This is a genomic window from Rothia sp. ND6WE1A (assembly GCF_001683935.1).
Lineage (GTDB): Bacteria > Actinomycetota > Actinomycetes > Actinomycetales > Micrococcaceae > Rothia > Rothia amarae.
In genome coordinates this window covers 1-25308 of sequence record NZ_LXTU01000071.1, presented here as the reverse complement: position 1 = coordinate 25308, position 25308 = coordinate 1, and the positions used below count along the sequence as shown (strand labels likewise).

General features: G+C 52.9%; 24 protein-coding genes and 1 tRNA gene. 19 read left to right on the top strand and 6 right to left on the bottom strand.

What is annotated here, in order from left to right:
• Positions 1 to 33 precede the first annotated feature (33 nt).
• The 9 genes from A7E48_RS09790 to A7E48_RS09750 all read left to right on the top strand — a co-directional run bounded on the left by A7E48_RS09790 (position 34) and on the right by A7E48_RS09750 (position 9149).
• Positions 34 to 1236: an adenosine deaminase gene (locus tag A7E48_RS09790; RefSeq protein ID WP_068172877.1), complete on the top strand. Its 1203-nt coding sequence runs from the start codon at positions 34 to 36 to the stop codon at positions 1234 to 1236.
• A 60-nt stretch (positions 1237 to 1296) separates the two neighbouring features.
• On the top strand, positions 1297 to 1992 hold the full coding sequence (locus A7E48_RS09785) for a MazG family protein (protein WP_068172876.1): 696 nt from the start codon (positions 1297 to 1299) through the stop codon (positions 1990 to 1992).
• A gap of 205 nt (positions 1993 to 2197) precedes the next feature.
• On the top strand, positions 2198 to 3475 hold the full coding sequence (gene eno, locus A7E48_RS09780) for a phosphopyruvate hydratase (RefSeq protein WP_068172872.1): 1278 nt from the start codon (positions 2198 to 2200) through the stop codon (positions 3473 to 3475).
• A gap of 171 nt (positions 3476 to 3646) precedes the next feature.
• Positions 3647 to 4252: a septum formation initiator family protein gene (locus tag A7E48_RS09775; RefSeq protein ID WP_068172871.1), complete on the top strand. Its 606-nt coding sequence runs from the start codon at positions 3647 to 3649 to the stop codon at positions 4250 to 4252.
• A 71-nt stretch (positions 4253 to 4323) separates the two neighbouring features.
• Entirely contained in the window at positions 4324 to 4962 is a 639-nt protein-coding gene (locus A7E48_RS09770; RefSeq protein WP_083147355.1) for a DUF501 domain-containing protein, read from the top strand.
• Between the two features lie 33 nt (positions 4963 to 4995).
• Positions 4996 to 5949 carry a Ppx/GppA phosphatase family protein gene (locus tag A7E48_RS09765; protein ID WP_068172870.1) on the top strand — a complete coding sequence of 318 codons (954 nt, stop codon included), beginning with the start codon at positions 4996 to 4998 and terminating at the stop codon, positions 5947 to 5949.
• Between the two features lie 125 nt (positions 5950 to 6074).
• Complete coding sequence (locus tag A7E48_RS09760; RefSeq protein WP_233126066.1) at positions 6075 to 7355, top strand: S8 family serine peptidase; 1281 nt, start codon at positions 6075 to 6077, stop codon at positions 7353 to 7355.
• Positions 7356 to 7583: 228 nt separating this feature from the next.
• Positions 7584 to 8969 carry an NAD(P)/FAD-dependent oxidoreductase gene (locus tag A7E48_RS09755; protein ID WP_068172866.1) on the top strand — a complete coding sequence of 462 codons (1386 nt, stop codon included), beginning with the start codon at positions 7584 to 7586 and terminating at the stop codon, positions 8967 to 8969.
• 103 nt (positions 8970 to 9072) lie between these two features.
• Positions 9073 to 9149: transfer RNA gene (locus A7E48_RS09750), tRNA-Leu, on the top strand.
• A gap of 101 nt (positions 9150 to 9250) precedes the next feature.
• Here A7E48_RS09750 and A7E48_RS09745 read toward each other — a convergent pair.
• The gene (locus A7E48_RS09745; RefSeq protein ID WP_083147354.1) at positions 9251 to 10459 is read right to left on the bottom strand and encodes an ROK family protein; all 1209 of its coding nucleotides are present in this window, start codon (positions 10457 to 10459) and stop codon (positions 9251 to 9253) included.
• Positions 10460 to 10641: 182 nt separating this feature from the next.
• On the opposite strand from A7E48_RS09745, the gene A7E48_RS09740 reads away from it, so the two are divergent.
• The 4 genes from A7E48_RS09740 to ilvA all read left to right on the top strand — a co-directional run bounded on the left by A7E48_RS09740 (position 10642) and on the right by ilvA (position 15310).
• Complete coding sequence (locus tag A7E48_RS09740; RefSeq protein WP_141669445.1) at positions 10642 to 11529, top strand: Cof-type HAD-IIB family hydrolase; 888 nt, start codon at positions 10642 to 10644, stop codon at positions 11527 to 11529.
• Between the two features lie 120 nt (positions 11530 to 11649).
• Positions 11650 to 12555, top strand: coding sequence for a Bax inhibitor-1/YccA family protein (locus A7E48_RS09735; RefSeq protein ID WP_141669444.1), 906 nt, complete (start codon positions 11650 to 11652; stop codon positions 12553 to 12555).
• A 171-nt stretch (positions 12556 to 12726) separates the two neighbouring features.
• Positions 12727 to 13980 (top strand): AI-2E family transporter, encoded by a 1254-nt coding sequence (locus tag A7E48_RS09730; protein WP_083147358.1) that lies wholly within the window; start codon positions 12727 to 12729, stop codon positions 13978 to 13980.
• Positions 13981 to 14041: 61 nt separating this feature from the next.
• Positions 14042 to 15310, top strand: coding sequence for a threonine ammonia-lyase (gene ilvA / locus A7E48_RS09725; RefSeq protein ID WP_068172859.1), 1269 nt, complete (start codon positions 14042 to 14044; stop codon positions 15308 to 15310).
• 87 nt (positions 15311 to 15397) lie between these two features.
• Here ilvA and greA read toward each other — a convergent pair whose 3' ends face one another.
• Positions 15398 to 15898 carry a transcription elongation factor GreA gene (gene greA, locus A7E48_RS09720; protein WP_068172857.1) on the bottom strand — a complete coding sequence of 167 codons (501 nt, stop codon included), beginning with the start codon at positions 15896 to 15898 and terminating at the stop codon, positions 15398 to 15400.
• Positions 15899 to 16066: 168 nt separating this feature from the next.
• Positions 16067 to 16480 (bottom strand): DUF4307 domain-containing protein, encoded by a 414-nt coding sequence (locus A7E48_RS09715; protein WP_158004418.1) that lies wholly within the window; start codon positions 16478 to 16480, stop codon positions 16067 to 16069.
• A 186-nt stretch (positions 16481 to 16666) separates the two neighbouring features.
• Between A7E48_RS09715 and mca the strand changes: the two genes are divergently transcribed.
• A complete protein-coding gene (gene mca, locus A7E48_RS09710) occupies positions 16667 to 17590 on the top strand; it encodes a mycothiol conjugate amidase Mca (RefSeq protein ID WP_198924145.1) in 924 nt (307 codons plus the stop codon).
• A 94-nt stretch (positions 17591 to 17684) separates the two neighbouring features.
• Complete coding sequence (locus A7E48_RS09705) at positions 17685 to 18014, top strand: hypothetical protein (protein WP_068172849.1); 330 nt, start codon at positions 17685 to 17687, stop codon at positions 18012 to 18014.
• A gap of 132 nt (positions 18015 to 18146) precedes the next feature.
• On the opposite strand, the gene A7E48_RS09700 is transcribed toward A7E48_RS09705, so the two are convergent.
• The gene (locus tag A7E48_RS09700; RefSeq protein ID WP_083147352.1) at positions 18147 to 18848 is read right to left on the bottom strand and encodes a hemolysin III family protein; all 702 of its coding nucleotides are present in this window, start codon (positions 18846 to 18848) and stop codon (positions 18147 to 18149) included.
• Positions 18849 to 19024: 176 nt separating this feature from the next.
• Here A7E48_RS09700 and A7E48_RS09695 point away from each other — a divergent pair, with 176 nt between their 5' ends.
• From A7E48_RS09695 to A7E48_RS09680, 4 genes are all read left to right on the top strand, one after another.
• Positions 19025 to 19786 (top strand): isoprenyl transferase, encoded by a 762-nt coding sequence (locus tag A7E48_RS09695; protein WP_068172846.1) that lies wholly within the window; start codon positions 19025 to 19027, stop codon positions 19784 to 19786.
• 14 nt (positions 19787 to 19800) lie between these two features.
• The gene (locus A7E48_RS09690) at positions 19801 to 20328 is read left to right on the top strand and encodes an A24 family peptidase (protein ID WP_068172845.1); all 528 of its coding nucleotides are present in this window, start codon (positions 19801 to 19803) and stop codon (positions 20326 to 20328) included.
• Between the two features lie 16 nt (positions 20329 to 20344).
• The gene (locus A7E48_RS09685) at positions 20345 to 20830 is read left to right on the top strand and encodes an NUDIX domain-containing protein (RefSeq protein WP_068172844.1); all 486 of its coding nucleotides are present in this window, start codon (positions 20345 to 20347) and stop codon (positions 20828 to 20830) included.
• 67 nt (positions 20831 to 20897) lie between these two features.
• The gene (locus A7E48_RS09680; RefSeq protein WP_083147357.1) at positions 20898 to 21461 is read left to right on the top strand and encodes a cadmium resistance transporter; all 564 of its coding nucleotides are present in this window, start codon (positions 20898 to 20900) and stop codon (positions 21459 to 21461) included.
• 85 nt (positions 21462 to 21546) lie between these two features.
• Here the strand turns inward: A7E48_RS09680 and A7E48_RS09675 are convergent, their stop codons facing one another.
• Both A7E48_RS09675 and A7E48_RS09670 read right to left on the bottom strand, forming a co-directional pair.
• Positions 21547 to 23298, bottom strand: a complete 1752-nt coding sequence (locus tag A7E48_RS09675) for a pyruvate dehydrogenase (protein WP_068172840.1) — start codon at positions 23296 to 23298, stop codon at positions 21547 to 21549.
• A gap of 190 nt (positions 23299 to 23488) precedes the next feature.
• Positions 23489 to 24895, bottom strand: coding sequence for a class II fumarate hydratase (locus A7E48_RS09670; protein WP_068172837.1), 1407 nt, complete (start codon positions 24893 to 24895; stop codon positions 23489 to 23491).
• Positions 24896 to 25308 lie beyond the last annotated feature (413 nt).

Sequence of the window (25308 nt, the reverse complement as noted above, 5' to 3'; positions counted from 1 at the left end):
TTTTAGGTTAACCGGAACGATTAACAGGACGATATGAGCACCTCACCCTCGGCAGATTTCAGCTGGATTCAGACCCTCCCTAAAGTATGTTTGCACGATCATTTAGATGGGGGACTGCAGCCCCAGACCATGATTGAAATCGCGCAGGAAATTGGATACGAACTGCCTGCAACCGACCCCGCTGCCCTCCAAACTTGGTTTGAAGAGGCATCTGATTCGCGCTCGCTGGATCGCTATTTAGAGACGTTCTCCCACACCGTGGCTCTGACTCAACGACCTGAACATCTGCGTCGTGTAGCTAAAGAGCATGTTTTAACATTGGCGGGTGACGGTGTGGTGTACGGCGAGGTACGGTGGGCACCGGAACTTCATACCGCAGGCGGCATGAGCCTGGACGAAGCAATTGAAGCCGTTGCAGACGGTCTGATGGAAGGCATGGAATTCGTTGCCGAACACGGTGGCCGCGTCTTGGTCAACCAACTAGTTTGCGCTATGCGGCAAAATGACCGCTCGCTAGAGGTGGCGCAAGCAGCCGTGCGCCATCGCCGGATTGGGGTGGTAGGTTTTGATCTTGCTGGCCCTGAAGACGGTTTTGACTGCGCATATCATCAGAGCGCTTTGGATTATGTCGCAGAAAATTTCATGCCCGTCACCTTGCATGCTGGTGAGGCAGCGGGAATTGAATCTATTCGTTCGGCGCTCTTGCAGGGTCGTGCTCTGCGTTTAGGTCACGGCGTCCGTATTACCGAAGATTTCTCTTACACCACGGTTGCCGACGTCGATCCGATCGGGGAACTAATGCCGGGCATGAATCCCACTGATCCCATTTTGCAGCTGGGGCAGGTTGCTAGCTGGGTGAAAGACCGCCGTATTACTTTGGAAGTCTGCCCCTGCTCCAATCTGCATACCGACGCCGCTTATGCTGTGCATGAAGGCAAAGTAAGTCAGAGCGAGTTCGCTCGAACTATCAAGGAACATCCGATAACTCTCTTGCGAGATGCTGGTTTCTCGGTGGCAGTGGGACCCGATAACCGCCTGATGAGTGGCACCAGCATGACCCGCGAATTCACTGAACTGGCGCAAAATTTTGGATACGGAGCCAATGAATTTTTTGAGCTGACCATGAACGCAATCGAGGGTGCTTTTATTTCGATGGACGAGAAGCAGATGCTGACGCGTTCGGTGCAAGGTCCCTATCTGAAACTCATCCAGGCGCAATCACAGGGTCAGAGTTAAAAGCACAATACTGAGTGAGTAAAAAATTAATGTGCCGTACGTCTACCGGGGAAAGAATTGATGGAAAACCACGAAAAAGTTACTCAGCAGGCCGCTCAGGAGTTTGCCCGTTTGGTGGCGGTGATGGACCGATTGCGCTCAGCCGGTGGCTGCCCCTGGGATGCGGAACAGACCCATGAATCTTTGGTGCGTTACCTCATCGAAGAAGCGTATGAAGTGATCGAAGCAATTGAGGCTCCTCAGGGCGTAAATCGAAATCTGCTTAAAGAAGAACTGAGCGACGTGCTCCTACAGGTAGTTTTTCATGCCCGCATTGCGCAGGAAACGCCGGGGGATGAGCGGTTCACCGTGGTCGATGTGATTCGTGGACTCAACGAAAAGATGGAGAGACGCCACCCGCACGTCTTTGCGGGCGAATCTTCTGACATCGACGACGTCGTGGCTCGCTGGGACGAACTCAAAAAGCTGGAAAAACCGGAGAGAACGTCGGTGTTCGACGGTATTCCGCCTCATTTGCCCGCTCTATCTTTGGCAGAGAAAACTCTCTCAAAAGCAGACAAAGGTGGGGTGGAACTGCAGGAATCCAAGCAAGCGCCGATGCTGGATGAAGTAAGCAATGAAGAAGAGCTGGGAGCGTTTTTGTTTGTTGCTGTGCAACGAGCACGCGCTCAGGGGCTTGACCCTGAACGCGCGTTGCGAGCCTATACGCGAGGGGTAATCGCTCAAGCTGAAGACGGTCTTTCTGCTTCGGAATAAGGCGGGGTGTGTGGGTATGCGTGGGAAAAAGCTGAATTGAAGGAAAGAAAATCCCGATTTAGTCGGATGGAATCACTGCGAACCTGTGTGCTTATGTGGGTTTTTTGCTAAAATAAGAAGTGGAAGAGGCTCTCGTGGTTTTTGACAACACTTGCTACGGGTTAACCAATAGCCAATCTTTGTAAGCTTCTAAGGAGCGTTTATTATGTCTGAAATTATCTCAGTACATGCACGTCAGATTCTTGATTCACGAGGCAACCCCACTGTTGAGGTAGAGGTTCTTCTGGACGACGGTTCTTTGGGAACCGCAGCTGTACCCTCCGGCGCATCCACCGGTGAATGGGAAGCCGTAGAGCGCCGCGATGGCGACAAGAAAGTTTACCAGGGCAAGAGCGTCGAAGGCGCAGTTCAGTCTGTGATTGAAGAGATTGCTGAAGAAATCATCGGCATCGACGCTATCGATCAGCGCCTGGTTGACAGTACCATGATTAAGCTCGACGGCACCAACAACAAGGGCAAGCTCGGCGCAAACGCTATCCTCGGTGTTTCCCTGGCAACCGCAAAGGCAGCAGCCGAAGCATCTGCACTGCCCCTGTACCGTTACCTCGGTGGTCCCAACGCACACGTACTTCCTGTACCTATGATGAACATCCTCAACGGTGGCTCACACGCTGATTCCAACGTTGACATCCAGGAGTTCATGATTGCTCCTATCGGTTTCGACACCTACTCTGAGGCTCTTCGCGCAGGCGTTGAGGTTTACCACAACCTCAAGTCAGTTCTTCACGACCGCGGTCTAGCAACCGGTTTGGGCGACGAAGGCGGCTTCGCTCCTAACCTCGAATCCAACGCCGCAGCTCTTGACCTCATCGTTGAAGCAATCGAGAAGGCTGGCTACAAGCCCGGTGAGCAGATTGCTTTGGCTCTCGACGTCGCATCCTCAGAATTTTTCAAGGACGGCGCATACGAGTTCGAAGGTCAGAAGAAGACCGCAGACGAAATGTCTAAGTACTACGCTGATTTGGTAGCTAAGTACCCCCTCGTTTCTATTGAGGATCCCCTGGATGAGAACGATTGGGACGGATACAAGACCCTCACCGATTCCATCGGTGACAAGGTCCAGATTGTTGGCGACGACTTCTTCGTTACCAACCCCGAGCGTCTTGCAAAGGGCATCGAAATGGGCGCAGCTAACGCTCTCCTTGTGAAGGTAAACCAGATTGGTTCACTGACCGAGACCCTCGACGCTATGGAAATGGCTCAGCGCCACGATTACCGTTGCATGGTTTCCCACCGTTCAGGTGAGACCGAGGACGTCACCATTGCTGACCTTGCTGTTGCAACCAACGCAGGTCAGATCAAGACCGGTGCTCCTGCCCGCTCCGAGCGCGTTGCTAAGTACAACCAGCTTCTTCGCATTGAAGAGGAACTGGGCGATGCCGCAACTTACGCAGGTAAGTCTGCATTCCCCCGCTTCAAGTAAGCGAAACTTTCACGATAGATTCGTGAGATAACGGTAGTGCCCTCGACTCAGCTGAGTCGAGGGCACTGCTGTATCCAGCGCAGGTTCAGTTCTAACGGGTAGAATTTCAAGAAGCACCTTAGTTTTTCACAAGAGGTGCCTTATCAAAGCGGAGTAAGGGGTACAACCACGGTGGCTCAGAAGAAGAAGCGACGCGGACGCTCGTTAGCGAGTTTTTTTGGTACCGGAAGTAAGCCCGTCGATACCACAGGCGGCACTCCTGTTGCAGCTCATGCCTTTTCAGGGCGCTTTCTCATCGCGATGGTTGTTCTCTTCGTCATTATTTTGACCACTTACGCCTCGGTTTCTACGTTTTTCCGGCAACAGGCTGAGATTAATCAGGTCAAAGACCATATTTCCCAACTCCAAGCAGAGAATTCTGATTTGAAGACTCAGCTGAGCTGGTGGAAAGATGACAATTACGTCAAACAACAGGCGAAAAGCCGCCTCTACTACGTGAGCGAGGGAGAGACTCCCTACCTGGTGGTGGGCACCGACTTTACATCCAGTCTTGCAGACGACACCTCGGCTCAAGCACAAACTGCGCCCGAGGACTCCTGGGCTAATGGGCTGTGGAATTCGTTCCAGTCTGCTGCATTAGACGGCGAGAAGAGCGAGAATACGACGGTCGATCCGTCGTCGAGCACCACCACTGCACCAGATCAGCCTTCTGTCTCTGCTGACTCAACTACCAGTACCTCAACACCCGCGGCTACGACTTCAGCATCTACCCCGTAGTAATCTTTACTTTCTAACGATTTATCCCATTTCTCAGCACTGGAAGGTGCTGAATACATTTCAAGGAAATGATGAGCACCGAACACACTAGTACTTCGCAGGAAAATTCGTCTGCGGCAGCCCTCTCTACCTCGGATACCGGTTCTCCCGGTGGATTCGGAGTGACCGCAGAAACTCTGGCCCCCAGTGCACTGGATATCCACGTACTATCGCAAGAATTAGGTCGGCAGGTACGCGACGTCGCAGAAATCCCCGCCCGTTGCGTTTGCGGAAATCCGCTGGTGGCGGCAACTGCACCGCGCCTTTCCAATGGCTCGCCTTTTCCTACCGTGTTTTACCTTGCTCACCCCGTCATTACAGCGGCAGCTAGCCGCTTTGAGGCAGAGGGCAAGATGTATGAGATGACTGATCGCATTGCAGAGGATCCAGAAATCGCCCAGCAGTATCAGGCGGCGCACGAAAATTACATTGCCGAGCGTGAGCGTATTCGCCTCCAGACTGGAACCGAAGAAGTCCCTGAGATTGACGGTATTTCAGCCGGTGGCATGCCCACCCGCGTGAAGTGCTTGCACGCCGTATTAGGGCACACCCTTTCTGTGGGTCGCGGCATCAATCCTTTTGGCGATGAAACCCTTGATTTGATTGCTGAGTATTGGACACCCGAGCAATGCGCTTGTGATCCCGCCTGGCGCGAATCATTTGAGGGCTAAAAACTACCGGCTGACAACGAAAGAGGTACTACGGTGCGTATCGGTGCCATTGACTGCGGAACTAACTCCATTCGATTACTCATTGCCGAGGTGGAGCAGACTGAAAACGGCCCTCAGCTCGTCGATTTAGAACGAATCATGAAGATTGTTCGGCTGGGCGAAGGCGTGGATGCCACCGGAAAATTCGCAGAGGCTGCACTTGAACGTACTTTTGCTGTTGCTCGTGAATACGCGGAAGTACTGGCTCGGTATGATGTGCAGAGTCTGCGCTTTGGCGCAACTAGCGCCACTCGCGACGCCCAGAATCGGCAAATTTTTATCGGGGGTATTGAAGAAATACTGGGAGTACGCCCCAAAGTCATTGCCGGAGAAGAAGAGGCAGCTCTTTCGTTTGCCGGTGCGGCGTCTGCGGTTAATAACTCGGATCAGCGCACCGTTGTGGTCGATTTGGGTGGCGGTTCTACCGAATTTGTATTGGGAAACCAACAGGGGATTGTAGCGGCGCGTTCGCTGAACATCGGATGCGTGCGGCTTACCGAACGTTATGCGGCGTCCTCGCCTCTGACGGCGGAACAGCGGGAGCAAATTCTCCTCGATGTCGATCGTGCAATTGATGAAGCCGCAGAGACAATTGACTTCTCTTCGGCTGAGCGGCTAATTGGCGTGGCGGGAACCGTCACCACAGTGACCGCCCATGCCCTCAAGCTTGATACTTATGATTCGCAGGCAATCAACGCCACCTACCTCCCGGTTAAAGAAATCGAAAAAGCAGCGCGTTCGCTCTACTCCATGGATAGGGAACAACGCGCGGCTCTGGGGTTTATGCATGAGGGCCGCATCGACGTTATTGGCACCGGTGCGCTTATCTGGGCACGTATCGTTGAACGCCTCTCGCAGCTCAGCGGGGGAAAAATTGACGGTGCCATCGCCAGCGAATTCGATATTTTAGATGGCCTGGTGCTCTCTCAAATAGATTCAACCCGCTAACCTCTCGACGCGTCCCCCCCATGTTTGATTCATTTCCCCGAAGCCACCGAACGTTACCTGCCCTTTTAGCTACGGCGGGGCTCACCTGCGCGCTCAGTCTGTCAGGTACAAGTGCAGCGCTTGCTGTGCCTACTCCTTCAGCGCCGCCGTCTTACCTGCCTTCGATTCCAGCTATCGACACTCCGCCGGGAGATTCGATTCGTGCACGCGAATACTGGCTGACTGACTATGGTTTCGATGACGCGTGGAAAGAAAGCACCGGTGAAGGTGTCACGGTAGCGGTCATTGATACAGGGGTAGACGCCACCCATCAAGATTTGAAAAACAACATGGTAAAAGGGTGGGACGCCTCCGATAAAGGTGACGACAACGGCGGCGAAGGTCTAGGCGTAGAACCGGAGCACGGGACGCTGGTGGCCTCAATGATTGCAGGACACGGGCACGACGACGGCATAACTGTTGGGGATTCCTCCTGGCCAGGGAAGCCGGCAGGGATGTTGGGCGTGGCGCCCGACGCTAAAATCATGCCTATTTCGCTTGAAATTGGAACGGTGGGGGAGAACCACAAGTCGATCGACGAGCAGATTCCTCAGGCAGTGAAATATGCGGTCGATCATCATGCCAATATTATTAACCTCTCGGTGGGGTCTAATAACACCTCCTGGCCGCAGTCATGGGACGAGGCATTCGCTTATGCCGAAGAAAAAGGAGTGCTCATCGTAGCTTCTTCGGGCAACCGGGGTTCGGGCGTGACCCAGGTGGGTGCCCCTGCCACTATCCCCGGTGTGCTCACCGTCGGAGGTGTGGACGCGCGGAGGAAGGATTCGTGGTCTTCCTCCTCGCAAGGTATTTCCATTTCAGTTGCTGCGCCCAGTGAAAACTTGATGGGGGCAATACCCGGAGATAACTACGCGGTGTGGTCTGGTACATCGGGAGCAGCCCCTCTCGTGACCGGGTTAGCAGCTCTTATTAAAGCTAAGTACCCGAACCTGACTTCCCATCAAATTATTCAGCGCATTATTGAATCTGCCGATGACGGGGGCGAACCCGGGCGTGACCCCATCTATGGATTTGGAATTATCAACCCCTCTAAGGCGCTAGGGGAGGACGTTTCCGACAATGCATCGCAGAATCCTCTGGGTTCTGTTAAAGAATGGATTGCTGTACATCGCAAAACGGAAAACCAGGAAGTTGCCGATGCCTCTGCCACGCCAACACCTGTCCACCAAAAAGGCGAGCAGGTGCACGACGTTGCTGCCCCTACCCCCTCACGCCCGGCTGAAGACTCGGGGATTCTCCCGTTTATTGTGCTCGGAGGCTTTGCTTTCTGGGTAGTTATTATCACTGCAGGAACGGTTCAGTGGCTCAAGGGCGGCAAAAATCGCGAGCCACGAAGCATAAAGTAAGAATATGTTGTGAAGTAAGGTTATCTTTCAGCTAAATCTGTGCCGCTCTTCCGCGGTGCAAATGTTATTTGTTGCTTTAAGATGGCAAGATAGCCTATGAGCAAATGTACTCATCTGCCCGAGTACACCACTATCTAAAAGGTGTTATTTTTAAAGTAAATATTTTCGGCGCAGACTATGGTATGTGCTGTCTAAAGCACCACCTAGAAGACAAGGAAGAAGCATAATATGGCATTCACCAAATTGGCTCAGGATCGTCCTCGCGTACTTATCGTAGGCGGCGGTTACGTGGGCTTCACCGTGGCACAGAAGATTCAGAAAGCTGTGAAAGAAACCGGCGGCGTTGTTACCATCGTTGAGCCTAACCCCTACATGACCTACCAGCCCTTCCTTCCCGAAGTTGCAGCAGGTTCCATAGAAGGACGCAACGCTACCGTTCCTTTGCGCCAGCACCTGCGCGACACCGAAATCGTTGGTGGACGTATCACCAAGATTAACCACGCTACCAAGACCGCTACCGTTGAGCCTATCGACGCTGGCGAAGCTTTTGACATTACCTATGACGAGATTGTTTTGGGCGCAGGCGCTGTAACTCGTGCGTTCCCCATCCCCGGTCTTGCTGAAGTAGCTATTGGCATGAAGAGCGTTGAAGAAGCTGTTGCTGTACGCAACTGGGTTCTTGAGCGTATCGAAGTTGCTTCTTTGGAAGAGAACGAAGACGCTCGCCGTCGTGCGTTGACCTTCGTTATTGTCGGTGGCGGTTTCGCAGGTATTGAAACCATTGCCGAACTCGAAGATATGGCCCGTGAAGCTGTTAAGCGTAACGATCGTCTGCGCGTTTCAGATTTGCGTTTTGTATTGGTTGAAGCTGCTCCTCGCATTATGCCTGAGGTTCCTGCTGACCGTGCAGAGAAGGTTGTTGCTGAACTTCGTGCCCGCGGCATCGAGGTTCTGTTGAATACCTCTCTTGCAGACGCAACTGATGGCCACTTGGCGCTCATCAACATGGGTGATAAGTCCCCTGCCGGTGAACTCGACACCGATACTTTGATTTGGACTGCAGGCGTTGCCGCTTCACCCATGCTCAAAGACACTGATTTCCCCATCGACGAGCGCGGTCGCGTTCGCGTAGGCGCAGATTTGCGTGTTACCGGCGATAACGGTGTTATCGAAGGCGCATGGGCAGCTGGCGATAACGCTGCTGTTCCTGACCTCTCCGGTGGCGGCGTTGGCGGCTTCTGCGTACCTAACGCGCAGCACGCCTCACGTCAGGCAGTTAAGCTTGCTGAAAACCTCTTGGCAGCTCGCCGCGGCGAGTCCTTGACCGACTACTACCACGAGAACATGGGTGCAGTAGCAGGTCTGGGCTCCTGGAAGGGCGTTGCAAACATCAAGGGCAAGAGCATCAGCGGTCCTCTTGCATGGTTGATGCACCGCGGTTACCACGGCATGGCTATCCCCACCACCGAGCGTACCGCTCGCGTGGTTGCTGGCTGGGCTATGAACCAGATCTTCGGTCGCGACACCACTTCGATTCGTCACCAGCGTTCACCCCGCCACGCATTCCAAACTGCTACCGGTACCGCTCCTGAAAAGTCAAAGGCACGTCTCTAATCGAGACGCCTTCTTACGGCGGAATATAACGTATTCCGAATTTTCTGGTATAAATAACTAGATAGTTTTCTGTGCCTACCGTTTTGGCGGTAGGCACAGCTCAGCTCCCATAGCCCAATTGGCAGAGGCAGAGGACTTAAAATCCTTGTGTTCTGGGTTCGAGTCCCAGTGGGAGCACCATGATTTCAGCCTGCAGCAGAGGCAGAGATAAAAAGCGCACCGGCTCTCATGAGCCGGTGCGCTTTTGCATATGAAACAGGTATTAGGAGAGAGATTAGTCTCTACTTGTACTCATTTGCTGGAGCGCTGATTCTAAAGTTGATGGGTCGATGGGGATAAAGCAATCCCAGTTCATGGGGATTAGCAAGCCCCAAACGTACCATCGCGAGCAGATGAGAGCCTTCACGAACACCATCACGGATAGCGCGCGCACCGTCCTCACTGACAATGATGTTGAGATCGTGCCAGGGGTATTTTTCGCTGATGAGCTCGGTGAGCAGGCTCAAGAACGCCTTATTTTCGACGGCGGGGCCGGTCAATAGAAGCGCCGAGGGGTCTGTAATAATTGCTGCGTTGACGATGCTCTCTGCAAGGCTCATGAGGTAGAGCTGGGAACTTTCGGATTCCGGATCAGCCACAATGAGTTCAGCGGTTTTCTCGAAATTGAGGTAGCCGCCGTCGTCTCGGATAAAGCTGTGCTCATCGACCACTCCGAGATGTTGCAGGCGCTGCCGCAAACTCTTGTTTTCTGCAGTAACTAAGTGGATGAGGCCGTTGCGCCCCGATGCTCCTCGATAGAGGCGACCGTTGATGGCAAGAGCTGCAGAGATTCCTTCGTTCAGATGAATACCCAGCACTACGGGGACGTGTTGGGCAATACCTTCACGAGTTTCATTCAGTAAAACCCAGTTGATGCGGTCGTCAACCATAACAGGGCAATTGAAACGTTCGGTGAGGTAACTATAGAAATCTAGAGGTTGATCGTGGTGCCCCATGTCGGGGATATTCCCCAACTGCTGGGTATTGGGATTGACAGGGGAGACCACTGCCACAGTCGCGGCAAGTACCGGAAGGGAAATGTCTTTGACCAGCTCATCAATCAGGGTTTCCAAAGCATGCTGGATGACCTCACTACTTTCCCAGTAGGTAGATACTGATGCTTCGGAAAGTTGCTCACCGCGAAGATTGTAGAGAGCGGCACTCAAGCGATCAATCTCGGCAATAACGGTGAGGAGACATCCCAAGGACTCTGAAAGGTCGTAGAGTCCTGGTACTCTACCGCGCTTGCCAGAGGCTCCGGCATCCTTTGCCAACGCCTTGATGTAGCCGCGCTCCAACAGACGCGAAGCAGCCTCAGAGGCAGTGGGGCGGGAAAGATTGTGCTCAGCTGCTATTTTTGCACGAGAACTAGGGCCATTCTCCATAATGTACTTGAAGAAAAGCCTGTCCGAAGTTGGCGCTGGAGATGATGCGCTCGGCTCATAACTCATGAGAAATCCTCTATATATGCGTGTGATATTACTCAGCCTAGCCTTATTGAGCCCTCAAAAGAGATATTGAAATCCATAAATGTGTTGAAAGCAAGTTGATATTTGTTTAAACCGTGCATATTGATGAGCTTTCAAGGTAGGTTTGGATGTAAGCTCAGACACTACTCAGGTTGGGAGAAACCTTGACGCTCAAACTTATTGCCACCGATATGGACGGAACGCTACTCACCGATGCCGAGAAGACATTCGACCATGAATATTTTGGCCGGTTACTAACGCGCATGGAAAAACTCGACGTTAAGTTCGTGGTGGCTAGCGGTAACCAGTTTCCCAAGCTATTGCAGTACATGCAAGACTTTTTGGGCAGAAACATCCTCTATGTGGCTGAAAACGGAGGCTACATAGCGCGAGAAGATAGAGATATCCTCATTTCTGCTTTTTCCCCCGAGACAGTTGCTGCTGTGGTTAAAGTTTTGGACCAGTTTCCCGATCTCGGTTTTATCATTTCCGCCCATGAGGGAGCTTTTCTGATTCGTGACCGCGCAGAACCCATCACCCGCATTGTGCGTGAACACATGGAGTTCTTAGGTGCCGAAGTACCCCGAGAATTGGACTACATCAGCTTTATCAATCGTTTCTATCCTGACACTCAGGTGATTGAGAGCTTGGATGAGATGGGAGATGCATCGGTGGTTAAGTTCGCGTTGCAAACTCACCGGCGGGATATTGAGAACATCTTGAAGCAACTGGTGGATCTGTTGCCCTCTAACGTTGTTCCTGTAGCCAGCGGTTTCGGCGCGATAGATTTGGTCTCACGTGGCGTGAATAAGGGTTCTGCTCTCAAATGGGTGGGGCAGGAGCTGGGCATTAAACCCGAAGAAATGATTGCCTTTGGCGATAATTCCAATGACCTTGAGATGTTGCAGTATGTAGGGGAGGGGATCGCCGTAGAAAACGCTGCCCCCCATGTAAAGGCTGTTGCCGACACCGTTATTGGCACGAACGAGGACGGCGCGGTACTGAAATATATCGAGGTCAAGCTCGACCAATTAGAGAGCGCCCAGCAGTAATTATTGAAAGTGAACACTGGCTGGGAATTGTTCACCAGCAGGTAAACCCTCTCGATTTGTAGGTACATTTGGGATAACATTTCATAAAATCACTGAAACTATAGAGGAGTACTGAAAGCCTTGGCTGGCAATCCCCTTATTCAATCCATGACTAATTCGCAGAAGCAAGATTCGCGCTTTGGTCGCTTCGGCGCCGATAGCGCTACTGCTGGACAAAATTATTCTGCACAACCTCACGGCTACGGTACCGGCTACGCACAACCCCAGTACGGTCAGAACCAGTATGCTCAGGGTCAATATGCTCAGCCCACTGCTGAGGATTTGAACTCGATGTATCGAGCTCCTTCGGCAGGACCTGCTGACACCAATCGGTTGACGATTAACGACGTCATCGTCAAGACCGGTTTGAACCTCGGCTTGGTCATCGTGGGCGCTGCCCTGGGTTGGTTTATGCCCATTTTGATGTTCGTAGGTGTTTTCGGTGGTCTCATTCTTGGTCTGGTGAACTCCTTTAAGAAAAAGGTTTCGCCCGCTTTGGTGATGGGTTACTCCCTTCTCGAAGGTATGGCGCTGGGCGGTATTTCGGTCTTCTTCGAGTCCGTATACCCCGGCATTGTGGGGCAAGCTGTTCTAGGTACCCTCATCGTTTTTGCTACCATGCTGGCGCTTTTCCGCTCGGGTAAGGTACGCGCATCATCCAAGGTCACCAAGGTGTTCTTGGGCGCGATGATTGCATACTTCGTGTTCTGCATGATTAACTTGGGCTCTGCAATTTTCTTCCAAACAAATATGCGCGATTCCGAGCTCTTTGGAATTCCGCTGGGTCTTATTGTTGGTCTGTTAGCTATCCTGATGGGCGCTTACTCGCTGGTCCTGGACTTCACCAACGTAAACGAAGCTGTACAATACGGTGCTCCAGAGCGCGAATCATGGCGCCTAGCATTCGGACTGGTCGTCACTTTGGTCTGGCTCTACATCGAAATTCTGCGCGTAATCTATTACGCCCGCTCATTAGCTGATGACTAATCCGAAGAGTCCTTAAAGCTCTAGAGAAGACGCGCACATCATAATGATGTGTGCGTCTTTCTCATATTGCAGAGATATTCCATCCCCTACTATAGATGAATAAGGGGGTTTCTTTATTGAGTAAATTGATTCAGCATATCTGCCCTCTCCATCGATGAAATGAATATGAATATGAATGAAAATCTAGAGCTTGATAGTCGGGATATACGAGGTGGAAGTAGCGCTCGTACAGCCGGCGCCTACATTCCTTTTGCGCTATCCACCGCAGCAGAATGGGCTTGGCGTCTGATTGTCGTGGGAATTGCCGGTTATGCCATTTTTACTGCTCTCTCTAAGGTGAGCCTGATTGTAATATCTTTGGCAGTAGCGGTTTTGCTAGCTGCTCTCATTGTTCCCGTCGTGTATTTTTTGCGACGCCATAAAATCCGTGCAGGTCTTGCCACCGCTATCGCCGAGCTCGGGCTGATTATCGGTGTCATTCTTCTGCTGACCTTGGTCGGACAGCAACTGACCAGCGGTTTTTCCTCTCTGTCTACTCAGGTGGTAGAAGGATATAACCAGCTCATGGCGTCCTTGCAGAACCTACCGTTTAACTTTGGTGCAGAACAGATTGACAGCTATATCTCGCAGTTTGCGAACTGGTTGAAAGAGAATTCTTCTACCGTTCTATCGGGTGTGGCTTCAGTAGGATCTACCGCTGCTGATTTCGGTACCGGCTTGATTATCTGCCTCTTTGCCCTGATCTTCTTCTTGATGGAGGGCGAGCGGATCTGGCTCTTCCTCGTCGGTCTATTCCCTAAAGCAGCTCGCCGTCCCCTCAATGGTGCAGGACGCCGTGGGTGGAAGTCGCTTGTGAGCTACGTACACATGCAGGTTCTGGTTGCTTTTATCGACGCCGTAGGTATCGGACTTTCTGCATTCTTCTTGGGCGTTCCTTTTGCACTACCCGTTGCCGTCTTAGTCTTTATCGGCTCATTTATTCCTATGGTGGGTGCTGTTGTGACCGGTGCGGTAGCAGTATTGCTTGCCCTGGTAGCAAACGGTCTGGTGAATGCTTTGCTCATGCTGCTGATGGTGATTATCGTTCAGCAGATTGAGGGGCACATCCTTCAGCCGCTGGTCATGGGTAAAGCTGTTTCGCTTCACCCGCTTGCTGTGTTCTTGGGTGTAGCTGGTGGATCCTTGCTCTTTGGTATTGCCGGTGCTCTGTTCGCCGTACCTATCTTGGCTGTCATCAACACCGTGATTCGCTACCTCGCTCATCGGGAATGGGAAGATGACTCTTCGATTCGCTCCGAACCTTTCCTCTTTGAACACGAAATTGAACGCCAGAAGAAGAAAGACATTGCCCAGATGGTCAGAGAACGTCTAGAAGCTTTGAGAAAAGACGGCCACGATAAAGACGTTTCATCCATTGGAATCTAATCCCTTCTGCAGGGTGACTGGGTACTATGCTTAGTTCACGTTGAAGATATGTATCCACCAGATGAAGGAACCCACCGTGGCGTATTCTGCACTTGAATTACCGGTAACTCTCGATGACGTTCAACAGGCTGCCGAACTTCTTGAATCGGTGATTGAGCTGACGCCGGTGGAACACTCGAGGGCCCTCACAAACGCGTTGGGCTCCGAGGTTTACCTCAAATGTGAGAATCTGCAACGGTCGGGTTCCTTCAAAGTGCGCGGAGCATACGTTCGTATGGCTAGGCTCTCCGCCGAGCAAAAAGCTCACGGTGTGGTTGCCGCTTCGGCAGGTAACCACGCACAAGGTGTTGCTCTAGCTGCTGAACAACTTGGCATTAAGGCACGTATTTACATGCCGTTGGGCGCGGCTCTGCCCAAGATCGCAGCTACGAAGTCCCGCGGCGCTGAGGTTATTCTGCACGGCGCTACGGTCGATGAGGCGCTCGCAGAAGCAAAGCGGTATGCCGAGGAAACCGGCGCCGTCTTCGTACATCCCTTCGATAATGCGGATATTATCGCTGGTCAGGGGACGATCGGCCTGGAAATTATTGAACAGGTCCCCGACGTCGAAACCATTATTGTTGGAGTCGGCGGTGGCGGACTTCTGGCAGGCATTTCAGTCACGGTTCGAGCGCTCGAAGAAAAATTGGGGCGAAAAATCCGAATCATCGGCGTGCAGGCAGAACATGCCGCCGCTTACCCGCCGTCGCTGGCTGCCGACGCTTTAGTGCCGCTGAAAAAAGTCTCCACCATCGCAGACGGCATTGCCGTAGGTCGACCGGGTCAAATGCCTTTTGACATCATCAAAGAGCTGGTGGACGACGTCCATACGGTTTCTGAAGACGATATTGCGCGTGCACTGATTTTCTTGATGGAGCGCAACAAACTGGTGGTTGAACCAGCCGGATCAGTGCCGGTGGCAGCAATCATGGATCGTGCAATCGAGAAAAAATACGGGAATCTGGGCACTACCGTCTGCCTGCTGTCGGGCGGAAATATTGACCCCATGTTGATGCTCAAAGTTATTCAGCGAGGTCTTTCGGCCGCTGGCCGCTATCTCACCATCAAAATGATGCTGCACGACCGACCGGGTGAGTTGACCACCATTTCCTCCATTATCTCCTCGCTGGACGCCAACGTCACCGGCGTCGACCATACCCGCGTGGGCGGTGCGCTATCCATGGGTGATGTCTCTATCACCATTGATATGGAAACCAAAGGAAATGAGCACTGCGAAGAAGTTCTCTCAGCATTAACCGATGCAGGTTACCAGCCTATCGTGGTGTATTAAGAAATTCTGAGGGATTAGTAAAGCCCGGCTGAGTGAGAACTCAGCCGGGCTTTATGTGTTCAGCGCGCTTTGAGGGCTGTCTATGCCCTATGCAGAGAAAGGCTTAGCGGTCTTAATAAGAACTTCCATGGTCTTACCATTGGGAGCTTCGTAGGAGACCTTGTCGCCTACCTTATGCCCGTTGATTGCAGAACCCATCGGTGACTTCTCAGAGAAAACCTGCAGGTCTTCATCACCCACCAGAGTTTCCGCTACTTCGCGGGAGCCCAAGAGGAACTTCATGGTCTTGCCAGCAATTTCAGCTTCAACGACCATGCCGGGCTCGACGACGCCGTCGTCTTTCAAAGGCTCGCCTACCTGTGCAGTCTCTAGCAGGTGCTTGAGCTGCGCGATGCGACCCTCATTCTTGGACTGCTCTTCGCGGGCAGCGTGGTAGCCACCGTTTTCTTTGAGGTCGCCCTCATCGCGGGCGGCTGCGATACGCTCAATGATTTCCTGGCGGTAAGGACCAGAGATACGGTCGAGCTCCTCCTGGAGACGATCGTATGCATCCTGGGTCATCCAAGCGCCTTCAGTTTCTTCAGCCATGATGTTCTCCTTCCATACAGACGGGAATCTGTAGTTACATAATAAGCGGGGCTGGCAACCAGCCCCGTTCGAATGTGCCCTATTCTACGTGCACTTAGTGTGTTTGGCTAATATTCGCAGTGGTATTAGTCTCAAGCGATATATGACGAGCTGGGGGAGGCAGCGTCTTTAGCCGGCGTTCCAGCAGCGGTCGACTGTGACCGTAGTGGCAGTGGAAAGAACTCGCACCGTTGAGGTTTGCTGGCGGACGGTAGAGTCACCCATCTCCGGCGAATTGGGGCCGATAGTGACTTCGGTCCATCCCACCGGCGCGCTGGCTTCATTCAGTGCTTTCAGCGCGCAGATTGCCGTAGATTCGGGGTCTTTGACCACCTCGAAGGTCAGCGTGACTTCGTCGTCGCTCTTGAGATTGTGGCTGATGTCCCTAAAATCTGGGCTGGATGACGCCTGATGCAGTTGAACCCAACCCACAAATGCAATACCAATCACAGAGACAATCACAGCCAGTGAAATCCAGAATGAGCGCGGTAGCTTTTGACGCCGATTCGCTGTTCCATAGCGGGAGTCCAAGGAGCTAGACATGCTCAATCTCCATTCACACTGGGTAATATCCATCGGTATATTTTCAGGTCTATTAGCTAGACTAACTATGGCGCTTTTAAAGATGCGCCCACATACCTCTTTCTACCATATCGAAGAAATCATGGAGTTTCCTTGGTGAGCGTTACAAATAATTCATTGAATACCGCAGAAGAACCGAATACATCGTTGCTCTCTGAGCTCAAGCCTCTGGCGGACGATTACTCGGGCTTGCGTATTCTTGCTGTACACGCACACCCCGACGACGAATCCTCCAAAGGCGCTGCCACTATGGCCGCCTACGCTGAGCGTGGCGCGCGCGTCATGGTTGCAACCATGACCGGTGGCGAACGCGGCGACGTTCTCAACGAAGCGGTAAAAGAGAACCCCGCAGCTTTCCGTGACCTGCCGAGCTTGCGTCGGCAGGAAATGGCAGAGGCTGCCAAAGTTTTGGGCATCGAACACCGCTGGATTGGGTTTGTAGATTCAGGACTACCTGAGTGCGATCCGCTTCCCCCGCTGCCCTGGGGTAGCTTTGCCACGCTGTCGCTGGAACACGCCGCAGCGCCACTGATTCGTCTTGTCCGGGATTTCAAGCCCCACGTTATTCTCAGCTACGACGAAAACGGCGGCTACCCCCACCCCGACCACATTATGAGTCATAAAGTTGCGGTAGAAGCATATGAAAAAGCAGGTGACGCTTCTGCATACCCCAACGAGGGCAAGCCTTGGGCGCCTGCCAAGCTTTACTATGACCTTGCCTTTAACCCTCAGCGTATTCTTGCTTTCCATGAATTTCTGCTGGAGCAGGGACTAGACAGCCCCTATGCCCAGTGGATTGCGATGCGCCAGGAGGCTGAAGAGGGGAAGATTCCGCCGGTTTCCCGCCACCAAACCACCACGAAAATTCCAGCTGTCGAGTACTTCACCCGGCGCGACCAAGCCCTGCTCGCCCACGCTTCGCAGGTAGCTCCCGGAGATCTTTTCTTCGCCGTCAGCCCCGAACAGCAGCGCGACATCTGGCCCTGGGAAGATTACGTACTCATTGATTCGCGCGTCAAAACAGAACTACCAGAATTTGACTTCGCCGATGGTATCGATTTCTCGAACTAGCGGTCAGACTCCAAATAATCTGAATAAACGCGTAAAATAAGGCTGAATAAGGGTGCTGTAGCGCCCGCGCCGTCACTGATGGGATACAAGAAACGTGATTTACCCTCTTCTAGCTAGCACAGTAATTGTTGCAGCCGATGCCACGCAACAGCAGTATAACCAGGACGGCTCGCCGACCGGTTCCCCTGGAATCATGGGATTTATTATCACGTTGATTCTGGGTATCGGGATTATTTTGCTGATGTTGGATATGACTCGACGTGCGCGCCGTCTACGCTACCGCAACGAGTACGCGATGGCGCGTGAGGCAGAAGAGCGCGCTCGCGCCCTCCAAGAGCAAGAGGGGTCGGTCTCGGTCACCACAGCTGATGATCTGAAGAATCTGGCGTTGAAATCTGAGACACGAGAAAATTTCCATTTGTAAACATAAGGGGCTCCCGATGGGAAGCCCCTTTTCTTTGCACTGCATGAGGTGATTGCTTATAACTGCTGAGCCGGGCTGGAGTTGTTTCTTTTCCTTATGAGCCGCCCCAATACTATGCCTGCGCCCAGGGATTCAGGAAGAAATCGCGAAGACAACTGCTATATAGTGCAGCGTGAAACCGATAATGGTGCACACATGAAATAGCTCGTGAAAGCCGAAATAACGCGGGGACAGGTGGGGGCGTTTGAGAGCGTAAAACACCGCGCCCAAGATATAGATGGCTCCACCTACCGCCACTAGGACGGTCGCCGGGGGAGATACCTGCCAGAAGTCGCCGAGGTAGAACACCGCCATCAACCCCATCACCACATAAATTGGGGTATAGAGCCAGCGCGGCGCGTGCGTCCATAGAACCCTAAACAGAACCACCGACAGCGCGCATGCCCAAATAATCCAGAGCAACGTGGTCTGCTGTGCATCGCTCAGAAGAGCCATAGCAAGAGGCGTGTAGGTGCCAGCTATAACGAGGGCAATGTTTGCATGGTCGAGCCGTTTGAAGAACAAGCGCAGACGCTCGGGCCAATAAGCGCGGTGATACATTCCAGAAAAACCAAAAAGCATGACGCCGGTTAGTGCAAAAATCGCGCACCCCAGCCCCAAACGTCCGCCGCCGGAGAGCGCAATCAGGACGATGCCCGCCACAAAAACGAACGGGGCGAACCCCGCGTGAAGCCATCCGCGCATCAGCGGTTTCAACTCAACACCGTTGATGACGATGGGTGCAGGAACTTTCCTGCGAGATTTCTTATTCTTTGAAGACGCAACAGTTGACATCAGAACCTCACATCTCTTTGACCAATCGTTGCACCTATTATCCCTCTATTGCGGGAAAGACTCTACTGCCTCCGCGCATCACCGCGACCGCGGAGAGACTGCGGTACGATAAAAAGTGTTGCCCAACCGTGTGTTGGTACCGCAATACGTCCATTGATGCCTAAGGAGCCAGATCCGTGAAGCTATCTCAGCCACTGTATAACGTGTACGAGCGCTCACTGGCTGGTGCAATTCCTGCAGACAAACTTCCCCAACATATTGGTGTGCTGATGGACGGCAACCGCCGCTGGGCAGCGCAACTGGGGGAGAGCACCAAACACGGGCATGAGGCGGGTGCTAAGAACGTGGTCGATTTTCTGTCATGGTGCAGGGAATTGGGCATTCCGATGGTGACTCTCTACATGCTTTCTACTGAAAACCTCAAGCGGAGCCCTGCCGAACTGGCAGATTTGCTGGACGTCATCGAGAACCTGGTGGGTTACCTCGCTGAGAGTAAAGTAGGCAAAATTCGGCCGGTGGGGCAACTGACCTCTTTGCCGGCGTCGCTGTGCCAAGCATTTGACGCAGCTGGGGAGCAAACCGAGGAAATCTCTGACCTTCAAGTGAATATCGCCGTGGGGTACGGCGGGCGGCAGGAGATTGTGGACGCCGTTCGTGAACTCCTCAAAGAAGAGGCGGCCGCGGGGCGTTCGATGCAAGAGGTAGCCGCTGGTCTTGATATCGAAGATATTAGCCGCCACCTTTACACCAAGGGTATGCCTGACCCTGATTTATTGATTCGCACCTCGGGTGAGCAACGGCTCTCTGGCTTTCTGACATGGCAATCCGCCTATTCTGAGTTTTACTTCTGCGAAGCTCTGTGGCCTGATTTCCGTCGCGTCGATTTCTTGCGGGCTCTCAGAGATTTCTCCAACCGCCAGCGCCGCTACGGCTCATAAGCTGATACTTTTTCATGCAGGTTTACCTAAACCATTATTTTGCGCAGGCTAGTGCAGGGCATGTAGTAGCCGGCGTTCAAGGCGCTTTGCTGGTGTTCGCGCTGGTTGTTTTTCTGTTTCAGGGAGTGCGCTTAAGTGTCATTGATATCCGCGAGCACCGCTTACCGGATCGAATCGTTCTTCCACTGTATCTCTGGGTGGGCATACCGATTTTTCTGATTTTCATACTGAGCGATGATTTTTGGCACGCCCGCCAGAGCACCTATAGTGCTGTCTTTCTGATGGGGTCTTACTGGATTCTACGCAAAGCTTCCCGCAACGCACTGGGTCTAGGCGACGTTAAACTTGCCGGCATTATCGGTTTGATATGCGGTTTTGTTGCTCCTCTCAATATTATTTGGGCAACTCTCATTGCTTTTGTACTGGGAGGTTTGGTGAGCGTTGCGCTGGTGGTGACCCGCAAAGCACGTGCAAAAACCCATATCCCGTTTGGCCCTTTCATGCTCATCGGCGCCACCTTCGCCCTTTTTATACCCGCCTAAACTGGAGGAGTCCTTCATGCCAACACCAGAATTTATTACCAGCTTAAGAGCAAAAATTGGTCATGAGATGCTGTGGCTCTCTGGAGCTACCGCAGTCATTCAACGCGAATCAGACGGCAAAATTCTGCTGGTTAAACGGTCAGATAACGGGCGCTGGACGCCGATTACCGGCATCGTGGACCCGGGGGAGAATCCGGCGCTCACCGTCGTCCGCGAAGCCCAAGAAGAAGCCAATGTAAGCATCGAGGTAGTGGCATTTGCCCAGCTCAAAGCAGATCCACCCCAGCAATTTTCTAATGGGGACAAATGTCAGTTCTTAGACCATACTTTCTTTTGCAGATATGTTGCGGGTGAAGCGAAAGTCAACGATGAAGAATCCTCAGAGGTTCACTGGGCAACCCGCGAGGAAATTAACGATCTGTGCGGGGAACGCATGATTGACCGCATCGACGCTGCGCTAGATTGGCGCAACGGCGCGCGTTTCGGATTTGAATCGGTCTAGAAAATACACATCAGTTGTACAGCAATTTTAGAAGGGGTTTCTAGTGCTCACTCACATAATTCAAGCCATGGGGTTATTTGTCGTCACGAACATCGACGACGTCATTATCCTTTCGCTCTTTTTTGCCCGAGGAGCCGGAAAGTCTAGAACGACCGCGTGCATTATGCTCGGTCAGATGGTGGGGTTCGTGGGTATCCTTGCCGTGGCTATTCTGACTGCCTGGGGTGCGAACACTTTCTTGCCCCCACAAGCTATCCCATATTTTGGTTTAATCCCGCTGGTTCTCGGGCTCAAAGCGGCTTGGGATGCATTTCGTGGCGAGGACGACGATGAGCTTGATAGCTCCCGAGGCGTCTCTATAGCAACCGTGGCAACCGTAACTTTTGCAAACGGTGGAGACAATATCGGCGTCTATGTGCCTGTCTTTTTAAGCGTGGGCTATCAGGGCGTGCTGGTGTATTCGTTGCTCTTCCTGCTGATGACCGTGGCACTTGTCTATCTCGCCAAATTTGTAGCGACCCGCCCAGGCATCGATGAACTGCTTGAAAAAGGGGAGCGTTTTCTCTTTCCGCTGGTGCTGATTGTGCTAGGTATTGCGATTTTGGTCAGCGGGGGAGCATTCGGGCTGTAGGTTAAAAGTTTTGACCGCCGTAGCGTGTTTTGACCAGGTATTCATGGTCAAAACACGCTACGGCGGTCAATCGATTTTTAGAAGGTTAGAACTGACGCCAAGCACGCGCGTTGCGCAGGTTCGACCGTGCCATAGCCACAGCTTCACCAGCGCCACGGTTCAGCGCAATTTTCGACAGCGACGTCGCGAATCCAACAATCTGGCTAGCTTCAACCTCAGGAGGCATTGATAGAGCGTTGGGGTCGGTAATAACCTCGACCAACGAAGGACCATTGTGGGCAAGAGCCTTCTCGTAGGCTGCCTTCAGATCCTTAGCGCGGGTTACTCGAATTGCCTGGAAGCCCATAGCTTCTGCGATGTCCGCGTAGTTAGTTGCAGGAACATCCACACCATAATCTTCAAAGCCCTGCACCAGCTGCTCGAGTTTGACCATACCCAGAGTTGAGTTATTGAACGCAACCACGGTGAGGGGCAGGTTGTACATCTTAGCAGTGAGCAAATCGCCCAGCAGCATGGAGAGTCCACCGTCGCCCGATACTGAAATTACCTGGCGGTTGGGCTGGGAAACCTGGGCACCAATTGCCATGGGCATCGCATTCGCCATCGATCCGTGGAGGAACGAACCGAGCAAAAGACGTTTGCCGTTAGGGGTGACATAGCGAGCGGTCCACACATTGCACATGCCAGTATCTGCAGTGAAGATGGCGTCTTCAGATGCAACTTCGTCCAAAATAGCCATAGCGTATTCGGGGTGAATAGGACCCTTGCGGGAAGGCTTCTCAGCGTAAGCTCCTACGACCTTGGTCATGATGGCTTCGTTCTTCTTGAGCAGGCTCTTGAGGAACTTACGGTTCTTCTTGTACTTGACCAGCGGCAGGACGGCGCGCAAGGTGGCCCCGGCGTCCCCTTCGACCATCAAACCCACGTTGGTGCGGCGGCCCATGACGGCGGCGTTGCGGTCAATCTGGATGGTGTCGGTATCGGGGAGGAACTGATCGTAGGGGAAGTCGGTGCCGATGAGAATCATCAGATCGGCTTCCTTCATGCCCTCTGCAGCTTCACCGTAACCGAGCAGACCGGTCATGCCGACGTCGAAGGGGTTGTCGTACTGAACAAACATTTTGCCGCGCATGGAGTGACCCACAGGAGCCGCAGCCTTATCTGCCAGGGCAACCAACTCGCTGTGAGCACCCTCCACACCGGCACCAGCGAAGATAGCTACCTTGTCCGCCTTGTTAATGCGATCGGCAATTTCCTGGATGGTCTGCTGATCAGGAACGATGGCGCCGCGGCGCAAATCTCCCCACTCGGGAACGTTCTCCACTGCCTCTTCCGCAGCGATATCACCGGGAATCGAAACGACGGCGACGCCGCGGTTTCCGATGGCGTGGCGCATAGCCGAATTCATGATGCGCAGGGTCTGTGCGGGATTAATCGCCATCTCTGAATACGAGGAACACTCAGCGAACAGGCGATCGGGGTGGGTCTCCTGGAAGTAGCTGGTGCCAATCTGAGCAGAAGGAATATGCGAGGCGATAGCCAGAACAGGAGCTTGCGAACGATGTGCGTCGTAGAGCCCGTTAATCAGGTGCATATTGCCAGGACCGCAGGAACCAGCACATACTGCCAATTCACCGGTGACCTGAGCTTCCGCGCTCGCTGCGAAAGCTGCAACTTCTTCGTGGCGAACGTGTACCCAGTCGATACCGCCCTTTGCGGAACCGCCGGATTCGCGGACGGCGTCCACAATTGGGTTAAGTGAATCACCCACGACGCCGTAAATACGCTTGACGCCGGCATCAATGAGCTGCTGGATTATTTGTTCTGCAAGTTTCACTGAAGTGTCCCTTTCGTTGTCTTTCTTCTATCTTTAGCAGATTAGATTGCTGAAATATTCCTATAGTAAGCCTACTGTGATTCGAAACGCTGGTGCTTATCGTTGGTATCACAGAGTTTTGTGTCATATAAAGAAATCCCCGCCCTTGAGAGCAAGGGCGGGGATTTACCTCCGGAATGTCATGGAAGGCTTAGTAGTTACCGAGCATCTTGGTGACGTCCAGCGCCTCATCGAGCTGAGTTTCGGTGACTTCACCACGTTCAACATAACCAAGCGCAATCACAGCTTCACGAACAGTGACCTTGTGCGCTACCGAGTACTTAGCAATCTTTGCTGCGGCTTCGTAACCGATGAGCTTATTCATGGGAGTTACGGTGGACGGCGAAGCTTCAGCCAAGAAACGGGCACGCTCTACGTTAGCTTCCAAACCGTCAATCATCTTGTCTGCCATCACGCGGGAGGTGTTGGTGAGCAAGCGAATTGACTGCAGGAGGTTAGCTGCCATGACGGGAATACCCACGTTGAGCTCAAACGCACCGTTGGTGGAGGAAAGCGCAATAGTGGTGTCGTTACCGATGACCTGCGCAGCAACCATGATGGATGCCTCACAAATCACTGGGTTGACCTTACCGGGCATGATAGATGAGCCAGGTTGCAAATCAGGAATGTGCAGCTCACCCAGGCCAGTGTTTGGACCAGAACCCATCCAGCGAAGGTCGTTGTTAATCTTCATGAAGGAGTAGGCGATGTTGCGCAACTGACCCGATGCTTCAATCAGACCGTCACGGTTTGCCTGAGCCTCAAAATGGTTGCGTGCTTCGGTCAGGGGCAGACCGGTTTCTTCAGCGAGAAGTTCAATCACGCGAGCAGAGAAACCATCGGGGGTATTGATGCCGGTGCCCACAGCAGTTCCGCCCAGGGGAACTTCAGCTACACGGGGCAAAGACGCCTCAATACGCTCGATGCCATAGCGAACCTGAGCTGCGTAACCGGAGAACTCCTGACCCAGAGTTACAGGGGTTGCGTCCATGAGGTGGGTACGACCCGACTTGACGACGTCATTGAACTCCTCAGCTTTACGTTCCAAAGACTCAGCGAGGTATTCCAAGGCGGGTTTCAAGTCATTGATGAGCGCCGATGTTGCTGCCACGTGTACTGAGGTGGGGAAAACGTCGTTAGAGGACTGCGAAGCGTTGACGTGGTCGTTAGGGTGAACCGAGACGTCCTTGCCTTCTAGTGCTTTATTCGCCAGGTTGGCGAGGACCTCGTTGGTGTTCATATTTGAGGAGGTTCCCGAACCGGTCTGGAAGACGTCGATGGGGAAGTGTTCATCGTACTCACCGGACGCTACCAAATCAGCGGCATCACGAATTGCTTGTGCGCGCTCAGCGTCGAGCACGTTCAGTTCTTCGTTAGCGGTTGCTGCAGCTTTCTTGATCAGGGCGAGCGCCTTGATATGCGCTGATTCGAGGGTCTGACCGGAGAGAGGGAAGTTCTCCACTGCGCGCTGAGTCTGTGCGCTGTAGAGGGCGTCTTTGGGAACTCGAACTTCACCCATGGTGTCATGTTCAATGCGGTATTCAGTGTTTTCTGCCATAGTTCTAACCTTAGTCTGTTTGGGCTCGTCCTACATGGTCGAGGGTAGAAAAAGCTGCAACTTTGCGAAATATGAGGAGCGAAGATGCTGATGCACAAGGTAGCGCTGGAGACCGACGCAGCAGGAGGCAAGCTGGCTGGGTCTGGCGTGAATTGCCTTTCTGAGCGCTAGCGAAGCAGGCAAGAGGGATTGCTTGCCGATGCTGCGTCGGTCGACAGCTTGGATACTCTATGAATACCCATCAAATTTCTCAGAATTTAGACCTGATCTGCCAGGTTTTCCGAGGCGAAGACAATCTCAACTTCACCCTCTGCCAGATGATAGAACATGCCTAAAACGGCGGTGCGGTTATCTTTGACTGCCTGGGCAATCAGGTGGGACTGCTCCAAAATACGGGCGGAGGTCTGCCTGGT